The sequence below is a fragment of the Enterococcus sp. M190262 genome (genome assembly GCF_005843965.1).
GTDB classification, from domain to species: Bacteria; Bacillota; Bacilli; order Lactobacillales; family Enterococcaceae; genus Enterococcus_D; species Enterococcus_D gallinarum.
In genome coordinates this window covers 930,119-948,791 of the sequence record NZ_CP040461.1, presented here as the reverse complement: position 1 = coordinate 948,791, position 18,673 = coordinate 930,119, and the positions used below count along the sequence as shown (strand labels likewise).

The 18,673-nt window shown below is 42.6% G+C and carries 16 protein-coding genes; 15 read left to right on the top strand and 1 reads right to left on the bottom strand.

Annotated features, from left to right (window positions below; translation table 11 throughout):
• Nucleotides 1-9: 9 nt before the first annotated feature.
• From FE005_RS04335 to gor, 15 genes are all read left to right on the top strand, one after another.
• Nucleotides 10-894, top strand: coding sequence for a YicC/YloC family endoribonuclease (locus FE005_RS04335; RefSeq protein ID WP_113849012.1), 885 nt, complete (start codon nucleotides 10-12; stop codon nucleotides 892-894).
• 12 nt (nucleotides 895-906) lie between these two features.
• Nucleotides 907-1,188, top strand: a complete 282-nt coding sequence (locus FE005_RS04330) for a hypothetical protein (protein ID WP_003128841.1) — start codon at nucleotides 907-909, stop codon at nucleotides 1,186-1,188.
• Nucleotides 1,189-1,307: 119 nt separating this feature from the next.
• Nucleotides 1,308-1,922, top strand: a complete 615-nt coding sequence (gene gmk, locus FE005_RS04325; RefSeq protein ID WP_003128842.1) for a guanylate kinase — start codon at nucleotides 1,308-1,310, stop codon at nucleotides 1,920-1,922.
• Between the two features lie 5 nt (nucleotides 1,923-1,927).
• Nucleotides 1,928-2,233: a DNA-directed RNA polymerase subunit omega gene (gene rpoZ, locus FE005_RS04320; protein ID WP_005469752.1), complete on the top strand. Its 306-nt coding sequence runs from the start codon at nucleotides 1,928-1,930 to the stop codon at nucleotides 2,231-2,233.
• 131 nt (nucleotides 2,234-2,364) lie between these two features.
• Nucleotides 2,365-4,764 (top strand): primosomal protein N', encoded by a 2,400-nt coding sequence (gene priA, locus FE005_RS04315; protein WP_003128844.1) that lies wholly within the window; start codon nucleotides 2,365-2,367, stop codon nucleotides 4,762-4,764.
• Nucleotides 4,765-4,774: 10 nt separating this feature from the next.
• Nucleotides 4,775-5,266 (top strand): peptide deformylase, encoded by a 492-nt coding sequence (gene def, locus FE005_RS04310; RefSeq protein WP_113849013.1) that lies wholly within the window; start codon nucleotides 4,775-4,777, stop codon nucleotides 5,264-5,266.
• Entirely contained in the window at nucleotides 5,259-6,212 is a 954-nt protein-coding gene (gene fmt / locus FE005_RS04305; protein WP_138371381.1) for a methionyl-tRNA formyltransferase, read from the top strand. Before def ends, fmt begins: the two co-directional genes overlap by 8 nt.
• Complete coding sequence (gene rsmB / locus FE005_RS04300) at nucleotides 6,202-7,560, top strand: 16S rRNA (cytosine(967)-C(5))-methyltransferase RsmB (protein ID WP_081131177.1); 1,359 nt, start codon at nucleotides 6,202-6,204, stop codon at nucleotides 7,558-7,560. The genes fmt and rsmB overlap by 11 nt, the downstream gene beginning before the upstream one ends.
• A gap of 15 nt (nucleotides 7,561-7,575) precedes the next feature.
• Nucleotides 7,576-8,319, top strand: a complete 744-nt coding sequence (locus tag FE005_RS04295; protein ID WP_005469755.1) for a Stp1/IreP family PP2C-type Ser/Thr phosphatase — start codon at nucleotides 7,576-7,578, stop codon at nucleotides 8,317-8,319.
• Nucleotides 8,312-10,303, top strand: a complete 1,992-nt coding sequence (gene pknB, locus FE005_RS04290) for a Stk1 family PASTA domain-containing Ser/Thr kinase (protein WP_005469756.1) — start codon at nucleotides 8,312-8,314, stop codon at nucleotides 10,301-10,303. Before FE005_RS04295 ends, pknB begins: the two co-directional genes overlap by 8 nt.
• A gap of 239 nt (nucleotides 10,304-10,542) precedes the next feature.
• Complete coding sequence (locus tag FE005_RS04285; protein WP_003128852.1) at nucleotides 10,543-11,010, top strand: CtsR family transcriptional regulator; 468 nt, start codon at nucleotides 10,543-10,545, stop codon at nucleotides 11,008-11,010.
• A gap of 5 nt (nucleotides 11,011-11,015) precedes the next feature.
• Complete coding sequence (locus FE005_RS04280) at nucleotides 11,016-13,490, top strand: ATP-dependent Clp protease ATP-binding subunit (RefSeq protein WP_081131176.1); 2,475 nt, start codon at nucleotides 11,016-11,018, stop codon at nucleotides 13,488-13,490.
• A 299-nt stretch (nucleotides 13,491-13,789) separates the two neighbouring features.
• Nucleotides 13,790-14,710: a peptidase U32 family protein gene (locus FE005_RS04275; RefSeq protein WP_003128854.1), complete on the top strand. Its 921-nt coding sequence runs from the start codon at nucleotides 13,790-13,792 to the stop codon at nucleotides 14,708-14,710.
• Nucleotides 14,711-14,722: 12 nt separating this feature from the next.
• Nucleotides 14,723-15,964 (top strand): U32 family peptidase, encoded by a 1,242-nt coding sequence (locus FE005_RS04270; RefSeq protein ID WP_005469760.1) that lies wholly within the window; start codon nucleotides 14,723-14,725, stop codon nucleotides 15,962-15,964.
• 212 nt (nucleotides 15,965-16,176) lie between these two features.
• Nucleotides 16,177-17,523, top strand: coding sequence for a glutathione-disulfide reductase (gene gor, locus FE005_RS04265; RefSeq protein WP_041120319.1), 1,347 nt, complete (start codon nucleotides 16,177-16,179; stop codon nucleotides 17,521-17,523).
• A gap of 160 nt (nucleotides 17,524-17,683) precedes the next feature.
• Here the strand turns inward: gor and FE005_RS04260 are convergent, their stop codons facing one another.
• The gene (locus FE005_RS04260) at nucleotides 17,684-18,670 is read right to left on the bottom strand and encodes a polyprenyl synthetase family protein (RefSeq protein ID WP_138371380.1); all 987 of its coding nucleotides are present in this window, start codon (nucleotides 18,668-18,670) and stop codon (nucleotides 17,684-17,686) included.
• Nucleotides 18,671-18,673 lie beyond the last annotated feature (3 nt).

Sequence of the window (18,673 nt, the reverse complement as noted above, 5' to 3'; positions counted from 1 at the left end):
AAGAAATGAATGAAAAGCATGACAGGTTTTGGCAAAGGGAATGGAGAAACAGCTGATTATCAAATAGAGATTGAGATTAAAAGTGTCAATCAGCGATTTATGGATTTGCAGTTGCGCATGCCCAAACAATTGAATGATTTGGAAGCACTAATTCGACAAGAAGTCAAAAAAGTATTACAGCGTGGTCGGGTGGAGCTTTATCTGACATTGAACGAAAAGAATGCGGCTCATAAAGAAGTTATAGTCCAATGGGATTTATTGGTGCCTTTTTTGAAGCAGGTCGAAGAAGAAGCTGCTCAAAGGTTGGATATAAAAGAGCTGTCGAAAAAAAATCTTTTGGAAAAATTAATCGTCCATGAAGCATTTCTTGATGTCCGAGAAAAACAACAAGAAGATACCCAGTTAGAGCAAGGTGTGTTAGATGCTTTGTCTCAGGCTCTAACAGCTATCGATCAAAGCCGTGAAATTGAAGGACAAGGGATTTATCAAGTGTTAAAAGAAAATCAGCAGCAATTACTTGGTAAAATCATGGAATTACAGACGTTTATTGCCGTTTATGAAGCCGATCATCGCCAACGTTTTGAGAAAAAGCTGACGGAATATTTAGGCGAGCAAGTAGATCAAGAACGTTTGTTGACCGAGATGGCCATCCTGTTGGAGCGGGGAGATATTCATGAAGAGTTGGATCGAATGATGATTCATTTAGATTCTATGACTACTTTGTTAGAGGCAAAATCGCCGATCGGCCGGGAGCTGGATTTTTTGATTCAAGAAATGAACCGAGAAGTAAATACCATAGGTTCCAAGTCAAGCCCAATTGAAATCAAGAATAGTGTAGTACAGATGAAGACGATTATTGAAAAAATAAGAGAACAAGTCCAAAATATCGAATAGGAGTGATCAACAATGAAATACTATGATATTACTTTTCATGAATTAAGCGGAAAAAACGTCATTAAGCGGAGCGTCCCATCAGATAAAGCAAACTTTGATGCTTGGCAAGATGCTTGTGTCGCGATTGATCAAGAGTTCTTGCAAATTTTGGTCAATGGAAATGCGGTATCGTTGAATCGTCGGTATATCGTTCGGATTGATTGCCAGGAAGTAGAAGATCCTACGGAGAAAGCTATCACGACAAAAGATGAGTTGGCAGGTGTGATCAATACGCTAAGCAACATGGGGTTCTAAAAGTAGGAGAGATGAGTAGTAATTTCATGAATTTCCCATTATAATAAAGTAGTTCTTGAAAGTTGCTGAAAAAAAGTGCAAAATAGACGTTAAGCAAAAGTCAGTGAAAGGACGTCATTATGTCAGAGCGAGGATTACTAATAGTTTTATCAGGACCTTCCGGTGTAGGCAAGGGCACTGTGCGAAAAGCAATTTTTGAAAGTGATGACAACGATTTTCAATATTCTGTTTCGATGACAACACGCAACAAGCGTGAAGGTGAGATCGAAGGCGTTGATTATTATTTCCGCACCCGTGAGGAATTTGAAGCCTTGATCGAAGCAGGCGAAATGTTGGAATATGCAGAATACGTTGGCAATTACTACGGCACCCCGTTGTCTTATGTTCAAAAAACATTGGACCAAGGGAAAGATGTTTTCTTGGAAATCGAAGTTCAAGGAGCTAAACAAGTCAAAGAAAAAGTGCCTGATGGGGTCTTTATTTTTCTTACCCCACCTGATTTAGCAGAGCTACGCTCACGTATCACTGGCAGGGGGACAGATTCTGCCGAAGTGATCGATGAACGAATGCGTGTTGCCAGAGAAGAAATCGAAATGATGGCTTTATATGACTACGCAGTCGTAAATGATGAAGTATCTAAAGCAGTACAACGGATTCGAGAAATTATATCAAGTGAACATTTTCGCGTTGATCGAGTAATCGGCAAGTATATCAAAATGTTAGAGGAGCTGTAAAACGAATGATGTTAAAACCTTCAATCGATTCATTATTGGATCGTGTGAACTCAAAGTATTCCCTTGTGATTTTAGCCAGCAAACGCGCGCATGAACTAGATGCAGGCGCCCAAGCAACATTGGAACAATTTGATTCGGTGAAAAGCGTAGGACAAGCATTGGAAGAAATCGAAGCAGAGCTTGTTGTTAATGATCCGCATCCAGAAATCAAACGTGCTCGCTTGAAAATGGAACAAGAAGAGCGCAAAGCGCAAAAAGACCAAGAGCAAAAAGAACTGGAAGCCCGGATTCGTGACGAACAGAATCTGTAGACAATTAAAAAAGCTAGAGCACAATGCGTGTTCTGGCTTTTTCTTTTGAGTCGATAGCCGTTAAATTTTCGTAAGGTTTACAGACAAATGTCTGTCATTTTAGTAAAATAAAGCCTGGAGGAGGAGAGAAGATGACCTATGCAGCAGAAGTGATCGTGGATGTACCAACGATGCAGACAGATCAACCTTTTACATATGAAATACCTGAATATTTGCGCGCTGTAGCAGAGACTGGCATGCGAGTCGAAGTGCCATTTGGTAATGGGGATCGGCATATCCAAGGCTTTATCGTAGGATTGACGGATACACCGCCAGGTCAACCATTGAAACCTATTCTTCGCTTGCTGGATCTTTCTCCTGTGGTGAATGAAGAATTATTACAGTTAGCTGATTACATGAAAAAAACGACATTTGCTTTTAAGATTACCTGCTTGCAGACCATGTTGCCTAGTGTGATGAAAGCAGAATACCAGAAGAATATTCTTTTATTGGATGATACGCACCCAATAAAAGCGCATTTTCCTGAGACGAATAGCCTGAGCTGGCAAGCTGCTGAGGAAGCGGGATTATTGTCGCAATTGAAAGTATTGCGTGAAGAAGCAGTCGTTGAATTGCAATATGTGGTAAAAAATAAAAATAAAGCCAAGAAAATCCGTATGGTGAAACGCCTGATCTCTCCAGAAGCAATTCCAGAGGCAATGAAGCAAATCAGGAAAGGGGCTAAACGGCAACAACAACTATTGACAGTCTTACAAGAATCTGATCAGCTTCCTGTTTCATTTTTTGCAGAAGCAGGCATTTCGACAGCTGTCTTGAATCAAGGGCAAGCATTAGGCTGGCTTGAATTTCATGAGGTTGAGACATATCGGGACCCCTTCAAAGATCGATCATTTCCCCAAACTGCAGCATTAGCATTGAACGAAGAACAAACCGATGCGGTTTCAAAAATTCTGTCAGCAGCAAAAAGACAAGAGGCACAAACCTTTCTTTTAGAAGGCATCACTGGCAGTGGGAAGACAGAAGTCTATCTTCAAACGATCGCTGAGCTGTTGGAACAAAAAAAGACTGCCATTATGCTGGTGCCAGAGATTGCTTTAACCCCACAAATGGTGGAACGATTCAAGAGCCGCTTAGGTAACGCTGTGGCTGTGCTTCACAGTGGACTGTCACAAGGGGAAAAATATGATGAATGGCGAAAAATTGAACGGGGAGAAGCCCAAGTAGTAGTCGGCGCACGTTCAGCTATTTTTGCTCCTTTAAAAAACATTGGCGTCATTATTGTCGATGAGGAACATGAAGCAAGCTATAAGCAGGAGGAGGCACCAAGATATCATGCGCGTGATTTAGCGATATGGCGCGGAGGATATCATCATTGTCCTGTTGTTTTGGGGAGTGCCACTCCCTCTCTCGAGTCACGGGCTCGGGCGCAAAAAGGCGTTTATCAATTGTTGCGTTTGAATCAACGAGCAAAACTCAGTGCTCGTTTGCCGCAGATCAATGTAGTAGATATGCGGGAAGAATTTGCCAACAAAAACTACCAGACCTTTTCTCGCCAATTACAGGAAAAAATCCAAGATCGCTTAGATAAACAAGAACAAATCGTTTTGCTGCTGAATAGACGCGGGTATTCTTCTTTTGTTATGTGTCGTGATTGCGGGTATGTTCTGCCTTGTCCGAACTGTGATATTTCTTTGACGCTTCATATGGATACCAAGACGATGCGCTGTCATTATTGCGGGCATGAAGAAAAGATCCCTCACCGCTGTCCTAGTTGTCATGCAGATAAGATCCGTTACTATGGAACAGGTACGCAGAAAGTTGAAGAAGAACTAATTGCTAGATTTCCAGAAGCACGGGTATTGCGGATGGATGTGGATACTACCCGCAAAAAAGGAGCACATGAAAAAATACTTACTTTATTTGGCGAAAAGAAAGCAGACATTTTATTAGGAACACAAATGATTGCCAAAGGGTTAGACTTTCCGGATATTACATTGGTAGGGGTCTTAAATGCTGACACAGCATTGAATCTGCCAGATTTTCGTTCTAGTGAACGAACATTTCAATTGCTGACGCAAGTAAGCGGCCGAGCTGGCCGGGCGGAGAAAGCCGGCGAAGTAATCATTCAGACATTTAATCCGGAACACTATGCGATTCAGCTAGCACAAACCCAAAACTATGAAGCTTTTTACCAACAAGAAATGTGGGTTCGGCATCAAAGCGGATATCCCCCTTATTACTACACGGTAAAAATTACCTGCAGTCATCTCGAAGAGCAGGCAGCTGCCCAAAAGATGTTTGCCATTTACCAAGAAGTACAAAAAGAATTATCGGGTCAAAGTATTTTGCTTGGACCGGCACCTAGCGCGATCATGCGTGTCAAAAATCGCTATTACTACCAACTGATTATTAAATACAAAAATGAACCACATTTGCCTGAACTGTTGACCCGGTTATTGGAACAAAGTCAGATCGATCAGCGAAAAGGACTCTATGTTTCCATTGACCAAGAACCGTTGAATTTTATTTAAAGGAGATATTATGCGCTATCCAATTATTATTCATCCCGACGATCAGCTTCGTCGAAAACCAAAACCGGTATCTATGATTACAGATGAGCTGGTACAACTACTAGAAGACATGTATGAAACAATGGTGGCGCATGACGGCGTAGGTATTGCGGCCCCTCAGATTGGTAAAAACCTGCAAGTGGCAATCATTGAAGTAGATGAAGAGGATCGTTTCGAACTGATTAATCCAGAAATCATCGAGTCATCAGGAGAATCTGTTGATGTAGAAGGGTGCTTGAGTATTCCTCATACCTATGGTACGGTCAAGCGAGCAGATGAGATTACGGTTCGCTACTTTGACCGTGAAGGAGAAGAAATGGAGGTTCAAGCTTTTGGCTACTTGGCTCGGGCTATCCAGCATGAGATTGATCATCTGAATGGTGTCTTATTTATTGATAAAATGATCGATAAGATCCCAGAATCTGAACTAGAACAATATATGGAGGAACACGAAAATGACTAAAGTTGTCTTTATGGGAACCCCCGCGTTTTCTGTACCAATCTTAGAAGGATTGCTGGCAGAAGGCTATGAAATTGCAGCGGTAGTGACCCAACCGGATCGGCCCGTAGGTCGAAAACGAGTAATCACGCCAACGCCTGTCAAAGAAGCAGCATTGAAGCACCAATTGTTGGTTTTGCAACCAGAAAAAATCAGCGGTTCACCTGAAATGGAAACGATCAAAGAATTAGCACCAGACATTTTAGTCACTGCGGCCTTTGGCCAATTTTTACCGGAAAAGCTGTTGCAAGTACCAAAATTTGGAGCGATCAATGTCCATGCCTCCTTATTACCAAAGTATCGGGGTGGTGCCCCAGTGCACTATGCCATCATGGAAGGCGAACCGGAAACAGGTGTCACCATCATGGAAATGATTAAAAAAATGGATGCTGGGGGTATTTTTTCTCAAGCTAAACTGCCGATCACTAATCAAGACGATGTGGGGACTATGTTTGAGAAATTAAGTTTATTGGGTAAAGAATTACTGCTGAAAACATTACCCAAAATCCTATCAGGAGAACTGAAACCAATGCCTCAAGCAGAAGAGCAGGCAACATTCTCCCCCAATATTACGCAAGAACAAGAAGCAATTGATTGGACAAAGACAGCACAGGAGATCGACAATCAGGTCCGAGGGATGCGACCGTGGCCAATTGCTTTCACGACTTACCAAGGGAGCCGTTGGAAGATTTGGTCAGTAGCAGTAGTCGATGAAACAACAGATGCCGCGCCAGGAACCATCATGCAACGAACGAAAAAGGCGCTATGGATCGCTTGTGGTCAACAGACAGTTTTAGCTTTAGAAGAGCTACAACCAGCTGGAAAAGGTCGTCAATCCATTGCGGCTTTTCTAAATGGCACTGGGCAACACATTCAACTAGGTGATAAGGTTGGTACTCATGAAGCGTAAAATAGGAAAAATCCAATATACTGTTCGCTTTGTTGCATTAGAGGCCTTAGTTCGTATCGAAAGAGGCGGTGCCTATTCGAACTTATTATTGAGAGAACTGATGAATCAAGGCCGTTTAAATGATAAAGATGGACGTTTATTGACAGAAATGGTCTATGGAACCATTAGTCGGCAGCTGCTATTGGATTATTATTTAGCGAACTTTATCAAGAATGCAAAAAAAGTCGATCCATGGGTCAGATCATTATTGCGTCTTTCTCTTTACCAAATGCTGTACTTGGACAAAGTACCTAATCATGCTATTTTAAATGAGGCCGTGGAAATCGCGAAAGCAAAAGGAAATCCAGGGATCGGAAAATTTGTTAACGGCGTGTTGCGTACGATTCAAAGAGAGGGTGTGCCGGCACTTGATCAAATCAAAGATCCCTTGGAGCGGTTAGCTATAGAAATCAGTATGCCATTATGGCTAACTGAAAGATTCGTAGCGCAGATCGGCAGCGATAAAACCCGGGAGTTAGGGCTGTCTTTACTAGTACCTAGCCATGCTAGTGGACGCCTTGATCTACAAAGAATTACTCGCAACGAAGCCATCCTTCAACTACAGGAAGAAGGGATCGAAGCTCGAGAAAGCCAACTATCTCCGTATGGGATTGTGGCTGATAAAGGATTTTTAGCCGGCTCTTCTTTATATCATAACGGATTATTGACAATACAAGATGAAAGTTCGATGTTAGTAGCACCAGCACTGCACATTGCACCAGAGCACCAAGTATTGGATGCTTGTGCAGCGCCTGGAGGTAAAACAACCCATATCGCGTCCTTTCTATCTGCAGAAGCAGGTGGGAAAGTCACTGCGTTGGATATTCATCCTCATAAAGTTAAATTGATCACTGAAAATGCTGAAAGACTTGCAGTTTCAGAGGTGGTTCAAGCGGAAGTGATGGATGCAAGGGAAGTCGCTCAACATTTTGAGGAACAACAGTTTGATCGAATCTTAGTGGATGCTCCTTGCTCCGGTCTAGGATTGATGCGTCGTAAACCAGACATCAAATACAACAAGCAGGCAGCTGATCTAGAGCGTTTACCCGAAATTCAGTTAGCGATTTTAGAAAGTGCCGCCCCAACGCTAAAAAATTCGGGTATAATGATCTACAGTACATGCACTATAATGCTAGAAGAAAATCAGGCAGTAGTGGAGGCATTCTTAGCGGATCATCCAGAATTCGAACGAATCGATGTATCGGTAAATGCTGATATTGCTGCGAATATCAATGATCAGATGCTAACGATTTATCCGCAAGATTTTATGACAGATGGCTTTTTCATAAGCTGCCTTCGCAAAAAGTAATGAGGTGAAAAGAAGTTGGAAATCCATTTTCAAACAGATGTTGGTAAACGTCGGAATACGAACCAAGACTTTGCTGCTGTGTATGTCAACAAAAAAAGTATCACATTGGCGATCTTAGCTGATGGGATGGGAGGACATCGGGCAGGTGATGTAGCGAGTCGTCAGGCTGTGAGTGGCTTGGGAACCGCTTGGGAAAAAACAGAATTGACAGATAGTGAAAAGGCTGCTCAATGGCTGATCCAAAAAATCCAGGCAGAAAGTGTCTCGATCTATGAAAAAGGCATCGAGGATGAGGCGCTGAATGGCATGGGAACAACGATCATTGCTGTAGCACTCTTTGAGGATCAATTTACGATTGCGAATGTTGGCGACAGCCGCGCCTATATTTTGCGGGATCATGAGTTGATACAAATTACTGAAGACCATTCTCTTGTCAATGAATTGGTGAAATCTGGCCAAATTACTGCTGAAATGGCACTGAACCATCCACGCAAAAATGTTTTGACTCGTTCTGTTGGAATGCCTAATACAGTAGAAGTAGATGTAGCGATTCATTATTTTGCTGAAAGTGATTACTTGCTTCTTTGCTCAGACGGACTGACAAACATGTTGGCAGATGAAAAGATCGCAGCCATCATTGAAGGCGCGTCGTCCCTTAAAGAAGCGGTTCAGCAGTTGATCGATGCAGCCAATCAACAAGGCGGAGTCGATAATATCACAGTGTTACTGATCAAAGTTGGAGGAACTGCCCATGATTGAAATAGGGAAAAAGTTAAATGGCCGCTATAAAATCATTGGCAATATCGGCAGTGGCGGCATGGCAAATGTATTTCTGGCTCATGATTTGATTCTTGATCGAGAAGTTGCCGTCAAAGTATTGCGATTTGACTTCCAAAATGATAAAAATGCGATTCGCCGCTTTCAGCGGGAAGCATTGGCTGCCACAGAGTTGGTTCATCCCAATATCGTAACAGTGTATGATGTAGGCGAAGAAGATGGGATGCAGTTTTTGGTGATGGAATATGTCAAAGGCATGGACTTGAAGCGATATATTCAAACCCATTACCCAGTTCCTTATCTACAGATTGTCGATATCGTGCAACAAATTTTGTCAGCAGTGGCATTGGCTCACCAACATCGAATCATTCATCGGGACTTGAAACCACAAAACATTCTGATCAATGAAGAAGGCGTCGTTAAGATCACGGATTTCGGGATCGCGATTGCTTTATCGGAAACATCGATCACCCAAACCAACTCGATGTTAGGCTCTGTGCACTACTTATCGCCAGAGCAAGCACGGGGAAGTATGGCTACTAACCAATCTGATATCTATGCGATTGGAATCATCCTATATGAAATGCTGACGGGGAAAGTTCCTTTTGATGGTGAGTCCGCTGTCACAATTGCCTTAAAACATTTTCAAGATGAGATCCCTTCTATTCGTATCTATGATAAAAATGTTCCTCAATCATTAGAGAATGTCGTATTAAAGGCAACAGCGAAAGAGCAAGCCGATCGTTATAAGACAGCTGATGAAATGCGAGAAGATCTTTCAACAGCGCTGTCACCTGAGCGCTTGAATGAACCAAGGTGGGAGCCACATGCGCTAAACGATGAAACTCGAGCGCTGACCCCTATTACCGATGAAATGATAGCTGAACAACCTGCAGAACCGGCAGTGACGGAGCCAGAAGTAGAAGAGACCGCAGACCAGAAACAAGAAAAACCAAAGAAGAAGCGGAAGAAATGGTGGCTGATCCTGCCAATACTAGTTATTGCAGCGCTGCTGGTCATTGGCGGCTATTTTGTTTTTGGCGGAGGGCGCGGCGATGTTGAGATCCCTAAAGTCAGCGGAGACACAGAGACCGTTGCTCGAGAAAAGCTGGAAGCAGCAGGATTAAAAGTTGCTGATGAAACCGAAGAAATTGCTGACGATGAGATTGAAGAAGGCAATGTCGTTAAAACGGATCCACAAGAAGGAACCGAAGTCAAAAAAAATAGCGAGATCACTTTGTATATCAGCTCAGGGACTGAAAAAATCACCTTAAAAAACTATGAAGAGAAAAATTTTGAAGATGTAAAAGCCGAGTTGATCAAGTTAGGTTTTTCAGAAGACCAAATCAAAGAAGAGACCAAATCCAGTGATGCTATCGGAGAAGGTCTGATCATTAGCCAATCACCAGATGTCGGCGAGAAAGTTTCTCCGAAAGAGGATGACATTACTTTTGTAGTCAGCACGGGACCTGAATCGTTTGCAATGGAAGACTATTATGGTCAGCGAATCGAAGATGTACGGGCGGCATTGACCTCAAAAGGAGTTCCAACCGAAAATATTTATGAACAATCAGCGCCAAGCGATGAACCAGTGGGGACTGTCATTAATCAAGCGCCAGGAGCAGGAGAATCAGTCATTACCTCTCAAACTGTTATCACGCTGACAGTCAGCAGCGGTCAAGAGATGGTTAATGTGCCACGAATCATTGGACAGAGTCGAAATGATGCTGTAGCAGCACTAAATGAGGCTGGGTTAAAATATTCGATCAAAGAAGAATCGGGCTACAATGATTCTGTTCCGGCTGGAGAAGTCACAGATGTTTCGCCAGGTGAAGGGACTTCGGTGGCTGTTGGTTCTTCAGTAAATGTTACTATTTCTAAAGGACCAAAACCAGAGTCCTCTACGAGTGAATCCTCCGCTAGCAGTGAATCAACAAGTACGAGTTCAACGAGCTCTGAAGATTAATCAATAGCTGAAAAAACTATCCGAATGATTTTTAAGTTTACTCTATAGGTCGCAGTGAGATGGCAACCAAAGACTGTAGAAGTAACCACTTGAAGATGCGGATAGTTTTTTTGTGATGCGAAAAAAGAGCTAGCTGTTTAAGTTTCTTTTAGTAATTCCGCATCTCTAGGCGTACATCTTTTCAAGTTTTCAAAAATTGGGTATAATGAAGGTCAGAATTAGTCAAGGGAGGGAATGAATTGAATCATCATAACACTTCCGATTTGATTGAGGCATATTTGAAGAAAATTCTTGAAGACAGCGAAACAATCGAGATTCGCCGAGCTGAAATGGCGAATTTATTCAATTGTGTGCCTTCACAAATAAATTATGTGATCAATACCCGTTTCACTATTCAAAGAGGGTATACTGTTGAAAGCAAACGTGGAGGCGGAGGATATATCCGTATCGAAAAAGTAAAGATCACGGATAACCACCACTACCTTGAAGAAATGAATCAATTATTTGATGAAACCATCTCGGAAAAAGATGCTTATGCAATAATCCAAAAACTTTATGAGGAAGGAATCCTGTCGAAGCGTGAGGGCAATTTATTGTTGACCGTCATTGCGAAGTCAGTATTAGGACGTTCTCCTTATGAAAATCGAACACGAGCAGACTTGCTCCATGCAATTTTAGAACGTTTAAGTTATGAAGACAGGAAGTGAATGAGATGGATGAACTATTTACACAACGAGCGAAAGCTGTGCTGACGATCGCACAGGAAGAAGCAAAGTACTTTAAACATCAGTCCGTAGGTTCAGAACACATCTTGCTTGCCTTAGTCATTGAACAAAATGGCATTGCCGGCAAAACGTTACGGGAAATGAATATCACTGAAAATGATATTCGCGAAGAAATCGAGCATTTAACAGGTTACGGAACTGTTCGCCAATACCCAGAGAATGCCTATCTAGCCTATTCCCCACGAGCGAAGCAAACATTTGCTTACGCTGGAGATGAAGCTAAGCGTTTAGGCGCTCTTCAAATCGGCACAGAGCATCTTTTGTTAGGATTGCTTCGGGATGAAGATATTTTAGCCTCAAGAATCATGTTGAACTTAGGGTTGAGTTTGGCTAAAATGCGGCAGTTATTAAAGAAAAAAATGGGTATCAATGACACAAAAAATGCCGGTGGTGCGGGTCGTCGTCGTCCTCAAGGAAAAGCACAAGGAACGCCGACGCTGGACTCACTAGCTCGAGATTTAACAAAATTGGCAAGAGATAAACGCTTAGATCCAGTAGTGGGTCGAGCAAAAGAAGTGAAACGATTGATTCAAATCCTAAGCCGCCGGACCAAAAACAACCCTGTTTTAGTAGGGGAACCGGGGGTTGGTAAAACAGCTATTGCTGAAGGATTGGCACAAAAAATCATTCACGGTGAAGTACCAGAAGATATGCAGAACAAACGCTTAATGATGTTAGATATGGGTGCTTTAGTAGCTGGCACGAAATATCGCGGTGAATTTGAAGATCGAATGAAGAAAATCATCGACGAAATTTACCAAGATGGTCAGATCATTTTATTTATTGATGAGCTGCATACACTGATTGGTGCTGGTGGTGCGGAAGGTGCTATCGATGCATCGAATATATTAAAACCTGCATTAGCCCGCGGTGAATTACAAACAATCGGTGCTACGACCTTAGATGAATATCAAAAGTATATCGAAAAAGATTCTGCATTGGAAAGACGGTTTGCCCGTGTTCAAGTGGATGAGCCAACGCCAGAAGAAGCAGAAGAAATTTTACGAGGATTACGTCCCCGTTATGAAGAGCATCACGGCGTAGAGATTTCAGATGATGCCCTGCATGCCGCTGTCCAATTGTCGGTACGCTATATCAATTCACGGCAGTTGCCGGACAAAGCCATTGACTTGATGGACGAATCGGCAGCAAAAGTGCGCTTGGATAAAACAGACGAAAGTTCTGAGTTGGCCGATTTGCAAAATGAAATCGCCAATCTGATTGAAGAAAAAGAAGCAGCGATTCGCCAACAAGACTTTGAAGCTGCAGCTCGTTTGCGCATCAAAGAGAAGAAATTGACCCAGCAGTTGACTGAAGTTGCATTCATGGAAGTGAAAGAAGCTTCCGGCTACGCAGACAGTGTCACTGGCGAAGATGTTGCGGCAGTCGTGTCGCAATGGACGGGCGTTCCTTTACAGCAAATGGAGAAAAAAGAAAGTGAACGGCTTCTCGATCTAGAAAAAATCCTGCATCAGCGAGTTGTTGGTCAAGAAGAAGCTGTGAAAGCAGTCGCACGTTCGATTCGTCGAGCACGTAGTGGTCTAAAAGATCCGAATCGTCCAATTGGTTCATTCATGTTCCTAGGTCCTACGGGTGTCGGAAAAACAGAGCTGGCAAAAGCCTTGGCAGAAGCAATGTTTGGCAGTGAGGATTCACTCGTTCGTGTGGATATGTCTGAGTTTATGGAGAAATACAGTACAAGTCGTTTGATTGGATCCCCTCCTGGTTATGTTGGTTACGATGAGGGTGGACAATTAACTGAAAAGATTCGTTCAAAACCTTATTCAGTGATTTTACTAGATGAAGTGGAAAAAGCTCATCCAGATGTCTTCAATATTCTCTTACAAGTCCTTGATGATGGTCATTTGACAGATGCCAAAGGGCGGAAAGTCGATTTCCGTAATACAATCCTGATTATGACCTCAAATATCGGCGCACAACAGATTCGTGAAGAAAAGAATGTAGGTTTCAATGTGGTGGATCTTAGCAAAGACCATCAAGCGATGCAAAAACGGATTCTGGAAGAGCTCAAGAAAGCATTCCGTCCTGAGTTCTTGAATCGGGTGGATGAAACAGTTGTCTTCCGTTCATTAGGTGAAGATGAAATTCATGAAATCGTTAAAATCATGAGTAAAGCGATCATCAAACGTCTCAGTGATCAAGACATTCAACTGAAGATCACATCTGCAGCGATTGATGTCATCGGTAAAGCTGGTTTTGATCCAGAATATGGGGCTCGCCCAATTCGTCGAGCATTGCAAAAAGAGGTCGAAGACCGCTTAAGCGAAGCACTATTGTCGGGACAGATCCATTTAGGTGACCGGGTGACGATTGGGGCATCGAAAGGCTCAATTACATTGAATGTAAAAGAAGGCCAATCTCGTATTCTTCAACAAGTATAAGCTCATAAAGAAAAATAAAACTATCTAACTAGCAAACGACTGATGGTCAGCAGAATGCAGGCTGAACCATCGTTTGCTGCTTGGATAGTTTTTTTGTGGGCAAATAGTATTTGTTGGATTTCGAACAATTGAAATGGAGATAAAAACTCATAAAGTTCACAAATTTAAAAGAGTGTTAAAGTTGTATTACCAGTTCTCATCGCTGAGTATTCCTTTTTTTAGTGAAAAAAGTTCAAAAGGAAGTCTTGGAAAGCCGTGTTGCCTGTGATACTATTAGTGAGTTATAGAGGAGGAATATCATGGTTGAGATTATCGCAACGGTGGAGTCGATCGAACAAGCAAAACAGCTCTTACCTTATGTAGATACTATTTTTTTCGGAGAAGAAACTTTCGGTTTGCGTTTGCCGACATCTTTCTCACGAGAGGAACAAAGCGAATTGATCCGCTTAGCGCAAGCAGAAGGGAAACAAGCGATGGCGGCAGTCAATGGCATCATGCACCCGCAAAAAATGACGCTAGTTCCAGAATACTTGGCTTTTTTGAAGGCCAACCATGTTGATAAAATTTCTATCGGCGATCCAGGAATCATTTATCGTATGAAAAAGAATCCGGAATTGGCATTGCCGTTTGTATACGATGGAGAGACGCTGGTCACCAGTGCTAGACAAATCAATTTTTGGGGGCAAAAAGGGGCGATTGGAGCAGTTTTAGCAAGAGAAGTCCCCTTTGGAGAAATGACAGTTTTAGCACCACAGCTAACGATTCCTGCGGAAGTGCTTGTCTATGGGGCAACGTGCATCCATCAGTCGAAACGTCCATTGCTTCAAAATTATTATAATTATACGCAACAGGAAGATGAAAAATCTCGTGAGCGAGGTTTATTTTTATCAGAACCCAAGAAGGAGGATACCCACTACTCGATTTATGAAGACAGTCATGGCACGCATATTTTCGCCAATAATGACATCAATTTGATGAATGAATTGCAGTCTCTTTTTGAAACGGGGTACCAGACTTGGAAGTTAGACGGTTTATTTACTCCAGGGACAGCGTTTGTCTCGATCGTAGCTTGTTTTGCACAGGCGAAGCAATTGCTTACTGAAGGCACATGGACTGCTGAACAAGCAGCTAGCTTGAGTGAACAAGTACGTCAGCTACATCCAGCTCAACGGGGGTTAGATACCGGTTTTTATGCGATCAATCCAGAGGATATCAAGTAAGGAGCAATGGAAATGACAGTCAAACAAAAATTGAAACGGCCAGAAGTATTGGCACCAGCCGGTACATTAGAAAAATTAAAAACAGCCATTCATTACGGGGCGGATGCTGTTTATATAGGCGGCAACGCCTATGGCTTACGCAGCCGTGCCGGAAACTTTACCTATGAAGAGATGGCTGAAGGGGTTGCATTTGCTAAAGCTCATAATGCTAAAGTATATGTAGCAGCAAATATGGTCACCCATGAAGGCAATCAAGAAGGAGCTGGGGAATTTTTCCGTCAATTGCGGGACGTGGGAATTTCGGCGGTGATCGTGTCTGATCCTGCTTTGATCGAGATCTGTGCGACAGAAGCACCAGGATTGCCGATCCATCTTTCAACGCAAGCTTCCGCGACAAATTATGAAACGCTAGAATTTTGGCGAGAAGAAGGGCTTGAGCGAGTTGTCTTGGCTCGAGAAGTATCCATGGAAGAAGTCGCCGAAATCCGCAAAAATACGAGTGTGGAGATTGAAGCTTTTATTCATGGGGCGATGTGTATCTCTTATTCTGGACGTTGTACATTGTCCAATCACATGTCGATGCGAGATGCCAATCGTGGTGGTTGCTCACAATCTTGTCGTTGGAAATATGATCTTTTTGATATGCCTTTTGCACAAGAAAGAAAGAGTTTGACAAAGAATGGAACGATCGAAGAAGAATTCTCAATGAGTGCAGTCGACATGTCCATGATCGAACATATTCCTGACTTGATTGAAAACGGCGTCGATAGTTTTAAGATCGAAGGACGGATGAAATCGATCCACTATGTTTCAACTGTTGCGAATGTGTACAAAGCGGCAGTTGACAGTTATATGGAAGATCCAGAGAACTATGTCTGCAAACAAGAGTGGATTGATGAATTATGGAAGGTAGCGCAAAGAGAACTAGCTACCGGATTTTATTACCATACACCGAGTGAAAATGAGCAATTATTTGGTCCTCGGCGTAAAATCCCGCAATACAAGTTTATCGGAGAAGTCATGGCCTATGATGACGCAACAAAGATGGCCACGATCCGGCAGCGGAATTTGTTTTCGGTGGGGGACGAGATCGAGTTTTATGGACCTGGATTCCATCATTTCCATCAAAAGGTGGAAGTCATGTATAATGAAGACGGTGAATCGATCGATCGCGCGCCAAATCCGATGATGCTTCTAACGATGCCCGTCGCTGAACCTGTTCAGGTTGGCGACATGATCCGGAAGAAAAAATAAAAACTGTGACAGAAGTATCCAAGGCTGATAAAGGAAAAATAATGAGATTCGAGGGGTAGCGCACTGTGCTAAAAGCGAGTTTGAATTTCGTACATGTTATGTTCCTCTCCCTTTATCATTGACTCGGTGCTTTCTGTCGCATTTTTTTGTAAGATTTGAAAAATCCTTCGATATACACCAAAATGAAGTTGTTCCTAAGGAGGAGACCAATAATGCAAGAGTATGATTACATAGTGATTGGCGGTGGCAGTGGCGGGATTGCTTCTGCTAACCGTGCAGGAATGCATGGAGCTAAAGTTTTATTGATTGAAGGCAATGAGCTGGGGGGTACTTGTGTCAATGTGGGCTGTGTACCCAAAAAAGTGATGTGGCAAGCAAGTGAAATGTTAGAAATGATTAAGCGTGATGCCACGAGCTATGGTATTTATCCACATGTGGATAAATTTGATTTCAAGCAACTTGTGGATAACCGTGAAAAATATATTGATTTTTTACACACAGCATATCAAAAAGGCTTAGATAGCAACAGAGTAGAAGTTATCCACGGTTATGCACAGTTTGTGGATAACCATACTGTGACGGTCGATGGACAAGAATACAGAGCGCCAAAGATCTTAATTGCTACAGGAGGAAAACCTAGTGTCATGTCGATTCCTGGTGGTGAACATGCGATTGATTCCAATGGCTTTTTTGCCTTAAAAGAAGTGCCTAAAGAAATGATCGTCTTAGGAGCAGGATACATTGCGGCAGAACTTAGCGGAATGAGTCAGCAATTTGGCAGTCACGTTTCTTGGGCTTATCGTAAAGAACGTCCATTACGGGCGTTTGATCATATGTTAACTGACAATTTAGTAGAAATTTATCGAGAAGCAGGAATGGACCTTTATTCCGGCTATGTAGCTGAAAGGATCGAAGAACGTGATGGACAATATACGGTTTTCTTTGAAAATGGTCAAACACTGACGGGGGACTGTGTATTGTTTGCTGGGGGACGAGTGCCCAATACCCAACACCTTGGTTTGGAAAATACAGATGTCTCTCTAGATGAAAAAGGCTTTGTCATTGTTGATAAGTACCAAAATACGACTGCTGAATCGATCTTTGCAGTTGGAGATGTGATCGGCAAATTAGAGTTGACGCCAGTAGCGATTGCAGCGGGTCGTCGCTTGTCTGAACGATTGTTCAATGGTCAAACTGAGGCACATTTAGATTATGATCTGGTGCCGACAGTCATTTTTACGCACCCACCAATTGCAACGATCGGTCTTTCAGAAGAAGCTGCAATCGCAAAATATGGCGAAGAAGAAATCAAAGTATATCGTTCACGCTTTACACCAATGTACTTTGCATTGAATGACTATCGTCAAAAATGTGAAATGAAACTTGTTTGTTTAGGAAAAGAAGAGAAGATCATTGGCCTACACGGTATTGGAATTGGTGTTGACGAAATGCTGCAAGGATTCGCCGTCGCCATCAAAATGGGAGCAACTAAGGCAGATTTCGACAATACCGTTGCAATCCATCCGACTGGAGCAGAAGAGTTCGTTACAATGCGATAAACAGTCAAGAGAAAGTGAAGTAAAGAAAAAGAACGATCTCCGATTATAGAAGACGTGTCGTCTAATCAATCGGAGATCGTTCTTTTTTGTCTGAAAGACAGCTAGTTGAAAGCAGCTACCTCTAAATCACTTATCAAACTATTATTTATAGAAAAACCACTCAATTTGTGCGAGCTAGGATTTGGTTTGTGATCTGATACAAATAGTCTTTGGTATTTTTTCCAGGATCAGGTAATTTCTTGATTCCTTGCAGGGCTTTTTTTGTATAACGAGCAGCTAATTGATGTGCTTCTTCAACGCTATAGCTGTCGTGAACGATTTGGTAGACTTGCTGCGCTTCCTGATCGGTCATCTCGGCTTTTTTCTCCAGTAATGGTGTTAGCACTGCCCGCTCTTTTTTCAGTGCCAACAACAACGGCAGTGAGTAGACCCCCTGCTTGACATCCTCAAGGACAGGCTTACCCAAGGCACTTTCGCTTTGGCTGTAATCAAGGATATCGTCCATGATTTGAAATGCTAACCCGATGGATTGACCAATCGTTTTTGCCTGATTGGCTAAACGTAGAGAAGCCCCACTTTCATAAGCCCCGATAAAGCAGCTTAGAGCAAACAGTTCAGCTGTTTTACCGGAAATGTTTTCCAGATAGTCCTCAATCGTCACATTCAGGTCGTAGCGTTTGCTCATTTGTCCTAATTCTCCAGCTAAAATTGTTTCCATGCTGCGAGAATTGATTTGCAGACTTTTGAGAGAACCAGCGTAATCCGCCATTAGTTTAAAACAGCATACAAAGAGATAATCACCCGCGTAAACGGCGACATCATTACCGAATTGTGCACGGATAGTAGGCAAGCTTCGCCGAGTATCGGCTTGATCAACGATATCATCATGAATCAGTGAAGCAGTATGGAGCATTTCGATCGCTGCGGATAGTGCTACTGCTTTTTGAGAATCTTTCTCTTCTCCGAATTCAGAGAACAACAACTGATAGGCCGGGCGGAGCATCTTGCCGCCAGAATGGATCATCGCTAATATCGCTTGTTCTACTGCTTTATTTTTTAGTTTCAAGGATTGTTCCATTAATTGCAGCGATTCAGATAAATCGTTTTGCAACGCAGGATATGCTTGCCACATTGGATGAAGTTTCATAAA